Raw genomic sequence first — 9,321 nt, forward strand, 5'->3', positions numbered from 1 at the left:
GCGGGGACCGACCAGTATGACCGTCGCCGTCACCGGCGCGCAGCAGCGGATCAAGCCGCCCAAGCTTCATCCGCTGCTGCGCTACGTTCTCATCCGCCTGGCCATCAGCGCACTGCTCATCTGGGGTGTCACCGTCGTGACCTTCCTGCTGACCAACCTGGTCCCCGCCGATCCCGTCCAGGCGATCCTGGGGGACCGGGCCGCAGCAGATCCCGCCATCGTCGAACAGACGCGGCGGGATCTGGGCCTGGACCAACCCTTGCTGATCCAGTACTTCACCTACCTGGGCAATCTGCTCCGGGGTGACCTGGGCGTCTCCAATCAGACCAGGGTGCCCGTCCTGGACTCGATCGGCAACGTGTTCCCCGCGACCATCGAACTGGGCCTGGGCGCGATCGTCATCGCGGTCGTCATCGGCCTGCTGCTGGGCCTGCTGGCGGCTCTTAAACAGAACACGGTTCTGGACTACGTGATCCGTGCGCTGAGCCTCATCGGGATCTCGGCTCCGACCTTCTGGATCGCCACGATCGCCTACTATCTGCTGTCGTTCAAGGCCGGAATCGTCAGCGGGGCCGGGCGTCTGGACCCCTGGGTCACTCCGCCGCCCAAGGTAACGGGCCTGTACACGGTGGACGCCCTGTTCGCCGGACAGCTGAGCACCTTCGCCAATGCGGTGTCCCATCTGGTCCTGCCGTCCTGCGTGCTGGCCCTGTTCACCATCGGCCTGCTGACCCGCTTCAGCCGTTCCAGCGTGTTGGACGTGATGAACCTGGACTACGTCACCGCGGCCAAGGCCAAGGGCCTGCCGGGGCGCACCGTGGTCTTCAGCTATATCTTCCGCGGTGCCCTGGTGCCCATCATCACCGTGGTGGGCCTGGCCTTCGGGTCCCTGCTATCAGGGGCGGTGCTGACCGAAACCGTGTTCGCCTGGAACGGTCTGGGCCAATTCGCCTATCGCGGCGCCACCTCGCTGGACCTGCCCGTCATCATGGGCGTCGGCCTGGTCATCGGCATTGTCTACATCGGAGTGAACTTCATCGTGGATGTCATCTACGGCCTCATCGACCCCCGAGTGAGGGTCCGATGAGCGCCCCGCACAGTCAACTCAGCAGCAAGGAGGCGGTGGAGCTCGGCATCAAGCGCTGGCGCTTCCGGGTTCCCCAGGCACTGCGCACCCCGCTGGGCGTCACCGGCGGGATCATCCTGGTGCTGTGGCTGCTGATCGCAGTCCTCGCCCCGCTGCTGGCACCCTTCGACCCATTGGCGCAGAGCTTCACCCGTCTGCAGGCACCGGGTGGGGACAATGCCCTGGGCACCGACACCCTGGGCCGCGATGTCCTCTCGCGCATCATCGTCTCCGCGCGCACCACCCTGCCTGCCGCGATCTTCGTCGTGCTGTGTTCGGCCATCATCGGCTCCGTGCTCGGCGCCATCGCCGGATACTTCGGCAAGGCCGTGGACGAGGTCATCATGCGCATCGCCGACCTGGTCTTCGCCTTCCCGACGATCATCCTGGCCATGGTCATCGCCGCGGCGCTGGGGCCCGGTCTGAAGAACGCGATCATCGCGATCCTCATCGTGTCCTGGCCGCAGTACGCCAGGACCACGCGAGCCCTGGTCATGACCGCGCGCAACAGCGAATACGTGGTCGCCGGCCGCCTGCTGGGCTTCAGCCCCTGGAAGTCGCTGTTCCGCGACATCACTCCCAATGTGGTCTCACCCGTCGTGGTGCTGGCGACCCTGGGTGTGGGCGAGGCGATCCTGACGATGGCAGGCCTGTCCTTCCTGTCCCTGGGCGTGGTGCCTCCGGCACCCGACTGGGGTGCGATGATCAGCGAGGGCGTATCGCAATTCAACGCCTGGTGGATCGCACTGTTCCCCGGCATCTGCATTCTGACGGTCGTCATGGCCTTCAACTTCCTGGGCGACAGCCTGCGCGACGCGCTGGACCCCCGAACCGCCAAACAGGTGGAAGGAGCCAACGGATGAGTGTCGTCACCCTGCGGGATCTCAACCTGGTCGTCGGCCAGGGCAAGAACGAGAACCACATCCTGCACGATGTGTCCTTCACGCTGGAAGCCGGGAAGATCACCGGCGTCGCCGGGGCCTCGGGTTCGGGCAAGACCCAGACCGGTATGGCCATCATGGGGCTGTCCCCGGCCGGCGCCAGGCTGTCCGGCAGCATCGACTTCGAAGGCCGCGAACTGGTGGGGTTGAGCCCCAAGGCACACAATGCGCTGCGCGGGACTTCCCTGGCGATGGTCTTCCAGGACCCGTCCTCGGCCTTCCACCCGATGCTCTCGGTGGGCGCCCAGCTGACCGACCACCTGCGGCACCATCGGAAGATGGGGAAGAGGGAAGCACTCGCCCGCGCAGTGGAGATCCTGGCCAAGACCCGGGTCCCCGACCCGGAGGGCGCGGTCAAGAAGTACCCGCACCAGTTCTCCGGCGGACAGCTGCAGCGCATCGCCTTCGCCTCGGCGGTGATCTGCGAACCCCGGGTGCTCATCGCCGACGAACCGACCACAGCGCTCGACGTCACCGTCCAAGCCGGGATCCTGCGCCTGCTGCGCGATCTGTGCGACGACCTCGAACTGGCCGTGCTGCTGGTGACCCACGACTTCGGCGTGCTGTCCTCGGTCGCGGACACCATCGTCGTGATGCAGAACGGACGGGTCGTGGAGACCGGCGACCGGCACTCGGTGATCGTGAATCCGCAGCACGACTACACCCGCTCACTCATCGAATCCCTGCCAGGAACGGAGGTGGCCGGATGAGCCCGGCAGCCCCTGCGCCCACGCGCCCCACCGTGCTCGCCGTCGACCACGTCGCCTGCGAGTACAAGCTGGACGGCGGCGGGCGCTTCCGCGCCGTCAACGACGTCTCCCTGAACCTGGCCGAATCCGAGGTCCTGGGCCTGGTGGGGGAGTCCGGCTGCGGCAAATCGACCCTGGCGAAGCTGATCTGCGGCCTGGAGAAGACCTCGGAGGGCACCATCACCTTCGAGTCCACCCCGGTGCGGCCCCTGGGATTCCGTCGGCGCCCTGCCGAATTGCTGGGCATCCAGATGGTCTTCCAGAACCCCTACGCCTCGCTCAACCCGCGGCGCCGGATCGGAGAGCAGATCGAGGACGCACTGGCCCTGGATCCGGCCGGCCGGTGGACGGTCAAGGACCTACTGGCGGCAGTGGACCTGCCCACCACTGCGGCCAACCGCTTCCCCCACGCCTTCTCCGGCGGGCAGCGGCAGCGGATCGCCATCGCCAGGGCCCTGGCAGCAGGGCCCAAGGTGCTCATCGGCGATGAGCCGATCGCCTCCCTCGACGCCTTCCTGCAGTCGCGCGTGGCGCAGATGATGCGCGACCTCGCGATCGAATCGGGCGCCTCGCTCATCTTCATCAGCCACGACCTCTCGGTGGTCAGGGAGATCGCCGATCGTGTGGCGGTGATGGAGGCGGGACGGATCGTCGAGGTCGGCGACACCGAGCAGATCTGGAACGAACCGGGTCACCCGTACACACAACGGCTGCTGGCCGCGATCCCGAAGGTCGACGGACTGGGGACCATTCCGGGCGAGGCCGGAGCCTGATGGGCGCGGTTGTGCCGGGGCAGTATTCGCAGGGTGTGCACCAGAGGCTTACCGCCGCCTACCGGGACCTGTTGGCCGAACTGTGCGAGCGCCATGGGGTGCCGGGCGCCCAACTGGGCATCCTCCGGATGGATCCGACCGCACCCGGCGGTGCAGCCGGCACTCCGGAGATCGCAGTGGCGGTCCACGGGAGCGTCAACCTGCGCACAGGGGCGCCCGTCACCCCGGATTCGATCTTCCAGATCGGTTCGATCACCAAGATCTACACGACCACGCTGCTCATGCAGCTGATCGAGGCAGACACCCCGGTTCCGGCGAGCGGGGAGGCGATCACCCTGGACACACGGGTTCGCGACATCCTGCCGGAGTTCGAGCTGCGTGACCCGCGCGCCCGCGAAGAGCTGACCGTGCGGCATCTGCTCACCCACACCAGCGGGATCGACGGAGACCTGTTCATCGACACAGGGCGCGGCGACGACTGCTTGGAGAAGTACCTGGACGTTCTAGCCGAGGCCGCTCAGATCCATCCGGTGGGCGCGATGTACTCCTACTGCAATTCCGGATTCTCCCTGGCCGGGCTGGTCATCGAACGCCTGACCGGTAAGGGTTGGGACACAGCCCTGCGCGAATCGCTGTTGGACCCGCTGGGATTGGACCATTCCGTGACCCTGCCCGAGGACGCGATCCTCTTGGGCGATGTCGCGGTGGGCCACGAGGACATCGCCGGCTCCACCAGGGTGATCCGGCAGTGGCACCTGCCGCGTAGTTCCGGTCCGGCCGGCGCAGTGGTCGCCCGGGCCGCGGACGTCCTGGCCTTCGCATATATGCACATGGCCGAGGGCCGGGCGGAAACCGGGACCCGGGTGCTGGGACCCGAGGCGGTGGCTCTGATGCAGACCGAACAGGTCGCCCAACCCGACCGCGGGACCTCGGGAGATGCCCGGGGCCTGGGCTGGGTGCTTTCGGACTGGAACGGCGCCCGCGTCTACGGTCACGATGGCGGCACCATGGGCCAGACGGCCTATCTGCGCATCCACCCGGACTCCGGCACCGCGGTGGTGCTGCTGACCAACGGCGGCAATGGCCAGATGGTCTACGAGGAGCTGTTCGAACGCGTCTTCGCAGATTTGGCGGGGATCGCCAAGCCCGGCCGGGTCGCGCCTCCGGAGGACTGGCGGGACCGAGCACTGTCCTCCGAGGTAGCGGCCGAACTGACCGGTGCGTACGTCCGGGCGGAGGAACGCATCGAGGTGATGCTCGGACCGGAGGAGGGGGAGCCCGGGGCACCCGGAGCCCCGGGAACCTCGGCTCGAGAAGTGCTGCGCATCCGACAGGTGGACACGAGTCCCTTCACCGAGGTCGAGGACATCCCCGTGGCCACCTCGGTCCTGGCGCCCTTGGCCGACGGGGCCGACGGCCGGTTCGCCCGCTACAGCAAGGAGACTGGAGCCTGGTCCGCGGTCTCCTTCCTGCACCTGCCCGACGGCAGTCGCTATGTGCACACGGACGGTCGCGCCACCCCGCTGTCACCGGGGTAGCCCGCCTACAGCCCCGCGTTCAACCCGCGGGCCAGGGGCCGCCGCGCTAGCAGGAGGATTAGGCCGAACACGATGGCCGCACCGGACACGAAGGTGAAGTACGCGGTATTCGAGATCGCGGTGAACAGCTGGCCCAGCAGGCCTGACAGCGATGAGCCCAGGGCCAGGGTCAGGAAGTTCAACCCCACCATCTGCGTGCCGAAGCGCTTGGGACCGATCTTCGTGGCCAGCGACAGGCCGATCGGGCCGACGAAGACCTCGGAGGACCCCGCCACCACCATGAACAACAGCACCAACCACACCGGGATCGTCGCATCCCCGGTCAGCGTGGTCACCAACAGCAGGTACAGATAGGCCACGCCGATCTGGCACAGGCCGATCGCGAACTTCGCCGGTGCTCCGGGCTGGCGGGCGCCCAGGCGCTGCCACAGCCGCGCGATCAGCGGGGTGGCCAGGACGCCCGCCAGCGGACTGACCATGGTGATCCAGGCGACGGGGAAGGTCCAGCCGCCCACGCTCAGATCGACCCGCTCGCTGATCAGGATGGACACGGCGGTGAACTTCTGGAACAGGAACCCGAAGTAGCAGCCCGACAGCAGGAACAGCGGTAGGTAGGCCACGGTCCGCTTCTTCTCGTCCCGGCCCACCGTGGACGACGTCCACATCACCAGGAAGTACCCGGCGGCGGCCACCAGCGCCACGATGGTCACGAGCGAGGACAGGTTCGCGGCCTTGAGCCAGCCGGACAGAGACGCCACGGCGATGATGAGCAGGGCTGCGATGGCCGTGGTCGCGGGCTTCCAGATGGCAGCGATCGGCAGGGGATTGGAGGGGTGCTTGGCCCGCTCCGGCAGGCCGCGCATCCCGAACAGGTACTGGATCAGCGCGCCCAGCATGCCGACGGCCGCCAGCCCGAAGCCCCAGTGGAAGCCCCACTCGTTCTGCACGAAGCCGGTCAGCAGCGGTCCCAGCACGGCTCCGCCGTTGATCGCCATGTAGAAGTAGGAGAAGCTCGCATCGCGCGCCGCGGCGGGCTTGTCGGCGACGACGAAGCCCACGATCGAGGTGATGTTCGTCTTCAGCGCCCCGGTTCCGGCGATGATGAGCACCAGGCCGACGCCCAGCCCCAGCATGCCGGGCAGAGCGGCCAGGCACACGTGCCCCGCCGTGATGATGATGCCGCCCAGCAGCACCATGGTGCGCGGGCTGAGCAGGCGCTCACCTGCCCAGGCGCCCAGCAGCTGGGCCAGGTACACGGCGCCGCCATAGGCTCCGACGATTCCGGCGGCCGCCGCTGCGGGCACTTCCAGACCGCCGCGGTCCAGGGAGTACAGCAGGTAGAAGCTCAGGATCCCCTGCAGTCCGTAGAAGGAGAACCGTTCCCACAGTTCGGTGAATGCCATCGAGCCGATCGCCCTGCGCGGGCTCACGGGTTGTCGCGTGGGGTTGTCCTGATCGGGCAGGGCACCTTCGCGCTGTGCTGCCATGATGCTGATCTGGTCGTCGATGGGTACCTGGGTGCTGTTGGGCACGCGGCTCCTTTCGGAAAGAATCACTACCTTTTGGGTGAGATCGAATTGGGCAAACAAAACGGCCCCGTCGTCACGCACGTGATCTGCGTTACTGCGCAGTCATTGTGCAGAGACGATAAGGCCTTCGCCGACTCTATCGGATACCGCGCCCGAGGCCGCACCCGGGTACCGCTCATTCCGCACCCGGGTGCGGCCTCGGCTATTCGTCAGCAGTCAAGTTTGTCCGAAAAAACCAATCGAAAGCAGACCAAAGTGCCTGCTCATCCACGGGTGGTCGGTTCACCCTTGGACGGGCAGGCGCGCAGAACGCCCGCGGGCCGTGTGGACGGTTCCCCCGAAAGGGGTGGTCCACACGGCCCGCGGGCGTTCGTGTGCTCACCTGTGGTGCCCGGTGCGACTCACCGGGCACCGATGGCGCCGGCTGGGGTCAGTCCTCTTCGACCTCGGCCTCGACTTCCTCTGCGTCGTCAGCGGTGGGCTCTTCGACCTTGGACACGACCGGCTTGGCCGCTTCCGAGGCCGGGGTCGAACCGACCGGACGGGCGTCGGCGGGGCGGTTGCCCGGCAGCGGGGTCGACCAGGGATCCTCGACCGGCTTGAGCGCCTTGTAGACGAAGTAGCCGATACCGCCGGCCGCACCCAGGAACAGGACCCAGATGAACCAACGGCCGCCCTTCTTGCCGGCCTTGGCGTCGATCTTCGCCTGCTTCTTGGCCGCCTTGGCCAGTTCCTTGCCGCGTTCGGCCAGAGCGCTCTGCGCCTTCTTCAGGGCCTTCTTATCCCCGGTCAGCCTGGTCGCCAGGTCGGTCACGGCGGCGGGGGTCTTGGCGCCGGCGACCAGCGCGGACAGACGGGTCAGCTGGTCACCGGACTGGGCCAGCAGCTTTCCGCGCTTGCGGGTCAGCTCGACGGATGCGTCGGCGATCTGGTCGCCGTAGCGGGCGTCGATCTGGTCACGGGCATCCGAGACGGCCTCGGTCGCCCGCTGTTTGCCCGATTCCAGTGCGGCGGTGACCTTGGGGCGGGCATCGTCGGCGGCGGCGTGCAGGCGCTCCGCCGTTTCGTGCAGGAAGGCATTGGCCTTCTCCAGATAGGGGCCGCTCTTCTCGATCGCCTGGGCGGAGCCCTCGCGGACCGCCTCGGTCACGCCGGTGACGACGTCGGAAACATTGCTAGACAGCAGCTTGCGGCTGTTCTTCTGGCTGGCCTTTTTGAACATTTCACCCTCCAACGTGGAAAAACTGTTACCCCTAGTCTATTCATCCGCTCGCCGTTTATGGTCCGGATTCCGCCTGCCGAGCTGGAAAGTTCCGCACAAGTCCTTGTACAGCGGGGGAGGGGCGGGGTTTTCGGCGGTATTGCGCGCCCAGCTGAACGTGGGCTGGACGTCTACGGCGGGGTGTGCATGGAAGAATAGGGGGCATGAGTATCTCCACGCAGCAGGTCATCCTGCACACGAATCTGGGCGACATCAAGCTGAACATGTTCGGCAACCACGCCCCCAAGACCGTCGCGAACTTCGTCGGCCTGGCCGACGGCTCCAAGGAGTACAAGGACGACGCCGGTCGGACGAACCCCACCCCGTTCTACGACGGCGTGAAGTTCCACCGCATCATCAAGAACTTCATGATCCAGGGCGGCGACCCGCTGGGCCGCGGCACCGGTGGCCCCGGCTACCAGTTCGACGATGAGATCCACCCCGAACTGCAGTTCGACCGCCCCTACCTGCTGGCCATGGCCAACGCCGGAACGCGTGTGGGTCTGGACGCCTTCGGCAACCGGGTGAAGAAGGGCACCAACGGCAGCCAGTTCTTCATCACCACCGTTCCCACCCCGCACCTCAATGGCGCGCACACCATCTTCGGCGAGGTCGCCGACGATGAGTCGAAGAAGGTCGTCGACGCCCTCGAGGCCGTTAAGACCGGCTTCCAGGACGCCCCGGCCGAGCCCGCGTTCATCGAGACCGTCGAGGTCCTGCCCAAGGCCTGAGGCCCGCCGCAGTCCGACCCGGTCACTCCCGTGAGCGAAACCCCGCGCCCCGCCACCTCATCACGCAGGTGGCGGGGCGTGCCCATTGTCACTCTGTCCCTGGTGGCGCTGACCGTCCTGGCCTATCTGGTGAACCTGCTGCCGGGCACCGGGCTCACCTCCCGCCTGGCCTTCGTGCCGGTGTTGACGGCCGCCGAGCCCTGGCGCGCGCTGAGTGTGGTGTTGGTCCATGCCGGGCCCACCCATTTGCTGTTCAACATGGTGGGCCTGTTCTTCTTCGGCAGCTTCTTGGAGAGGTCCCTGGGACGTTTCTTCGTCCTGGGCACCTACCTGTTGGCCGCGCTGGGCGGATCCCTGTGCCCGCTGCTGCTGTCGATCCTGTGGCCCGCCGTGGTGTCACCGGGCACTGTGTTCGTCGGCGCCTCGGGAGCGGTGTACGGCTTGGTGGGCGTGCTGCTGGTCCCGACCCGGCGACTGGACCGCAACTGGAGCGGCGTGCTCGTGTTCATCCTGCTGGGCGCGCTCTACCCGCTGTTCAATCCGCAGGTGGCCTGGGAGGCCCACCTGGGCGGGCTGATCACCGGCTTCGTGCTGGGCTGCTGCTATTTCCTGGTCCGCAAACTCCGTTCCCGCTCCACTTAGCAGTCACCTTGGTCCGGTTCCCCGCGGTGGG

General features: G+C 67.1%; 9 protein-coding genes. 7 read left to right on the forward strand and 2 right to left on the reverse strand.

Annotation, left to right across the window (positions count from 1 at the left end; genetic code table 11):
* Positions 1 to 16: 16 nt before the first annotated feature.
* From NQ038_RS14275 to NQ038_RS14295, 5 genes are read left to right on the forward strand one after another with little or no spacing between them, the layout of a single operon-like run.
* Positions 17 to 1,087 (forward strand): ABC transporter permease, encoded by a 1,071-nt coding sequence (locus NQ038_RS14275; RefSeq protein ID WP_257059383.1) that lies wholly within the window; start codon positions 17 to 19, stop codon positions 1,085 to 1,087.
* Complete coding sequence (locus NQ038_RS14280; RefSeq protein ID WP_257059380.1) at positions 1,084 to 1,989, forward strand: ABC transporter permease; 906 nt, start codon at positions 1,084 to 1,086, stop codon at positions 1,987 to 1,989. Before NQ038_RS14275 ends, NQ038_RS14280 begins: the two co-directional genes overlap by 4 nt.
* Positions 1,986 to 2,777: an ABC transporter ATP-binding protein gene (locus NQ038_RS14285; RefSeq protein ID WP_257059377.1), complete on the forward strand. Its 792-nt coding sequence runs from the start codon at positions 1,986 to 1,988 to the stop codon at positions 2,775 to 2,777. The genes NQ038_RS14280 and NQ038_RS14285 overlap by 4 nt, the downstream gene beginning before the upstream one ends.
* Positions 2,774 to 3,589: an ABC transporter ATP-binding protein gene (locus tag NQ038_RS14290; RefSeq protein WP_257059376.1), complete on the forward strand. Its 816-nt coding sequence runs from the start codon at positions 2,774 to 2,776 to the stop codon at positions 3,587 to 3,589. The genes NQ038_RS14285 and NQ038_RS14290 overlap by 4 nt, the downstream gene beginning before the upstream one ends.
* Before the next feature lie 35 nt (positions 3,590 to 3,624).
* A complete protein-coding gene (locus NQ038_RS14295) occupies positions 3,625 to 5,127 on the forward strand; it encodes a serine hydrolase domain-containing protein (RefSeq protein WP_257059374.1) in 1,503 nt (500 codons plus the stop codon).
* A 5-nt stretch (positions 5,128 to 5,132) separates the two neighbouring features.
* On the opposite strand, the gene NQ038_RS14300 is transcribed toward NQ038_RS14295, so the two are convergent.
* A complete protein-coding gene (locus tag NQ038_RS14300; RefSeq protein ID WP_257062878.1) occupies positions 5,133 to 6,659 on the reverse strand; it encodes an oligopeptide:H+ symporter in 1,527 nt (508 codons plus the stop codon).
* Positions 6,660 to 7,086: 427 nt separating this feature from the next.
* On the reverse strand, positions 7,087 to 7,878 hold the full coding sequence (locus NQ038_RS14305; RefSeq protein ID WP_257062879.1) for a hypothetical protein: 792 nt from the start codon (positions 7,876 to 7,878) through the stop codon (positions 7,087 to 7,089).
* Positions 7,879 to 8,081: 203 nt separating this feature from the next.
* Between NQ038_RS14305 and NQ038_RS14310 the strand changes: the two genes are divergently transcribed.
* Both NQ038_RS14310 and NQ038_RS14315 read left to right on the forward strand, forming a co-directional pair.
* On the forward strand, positions 8,082 to 8,648 hold the full coding sequence (locus tag NQ038_RS14310) for a peptidylprolyl isomerase (RefSeq protein WP_257059369.1): 567 nt from the start codon (positions 8,082 to 8,084) through the stop codon (positions 8,646 to 8,648).
* Between the two features lie 78 nt (positions 8,649 to 8,726).
* Positions 8,727 to 9,290 (forward strand): rhomboid family intramembrane serine protease, encoded by a 564-nt coding sequence (locus tag NQ038_RS14315; RefSeq protein WP_257062880.1) that lies wholly within the window; start codon positions 8,727 to 8,729, stop codon positions 9,288 to 9,290.
* The last annotated feature ends 31 nt before the right edge of the window (positions 9,291 to 9,321 follow it).

The organism is Brevibacterium sp. 50QC2O2 (assembly GCF_024580675.1).
Lineage (GTDB): Bacteria > Actinomycetota > Actinomycetes > Actinomycetales > Brevibacteriaceae > Brevibacterium > Brevibacterium moorei.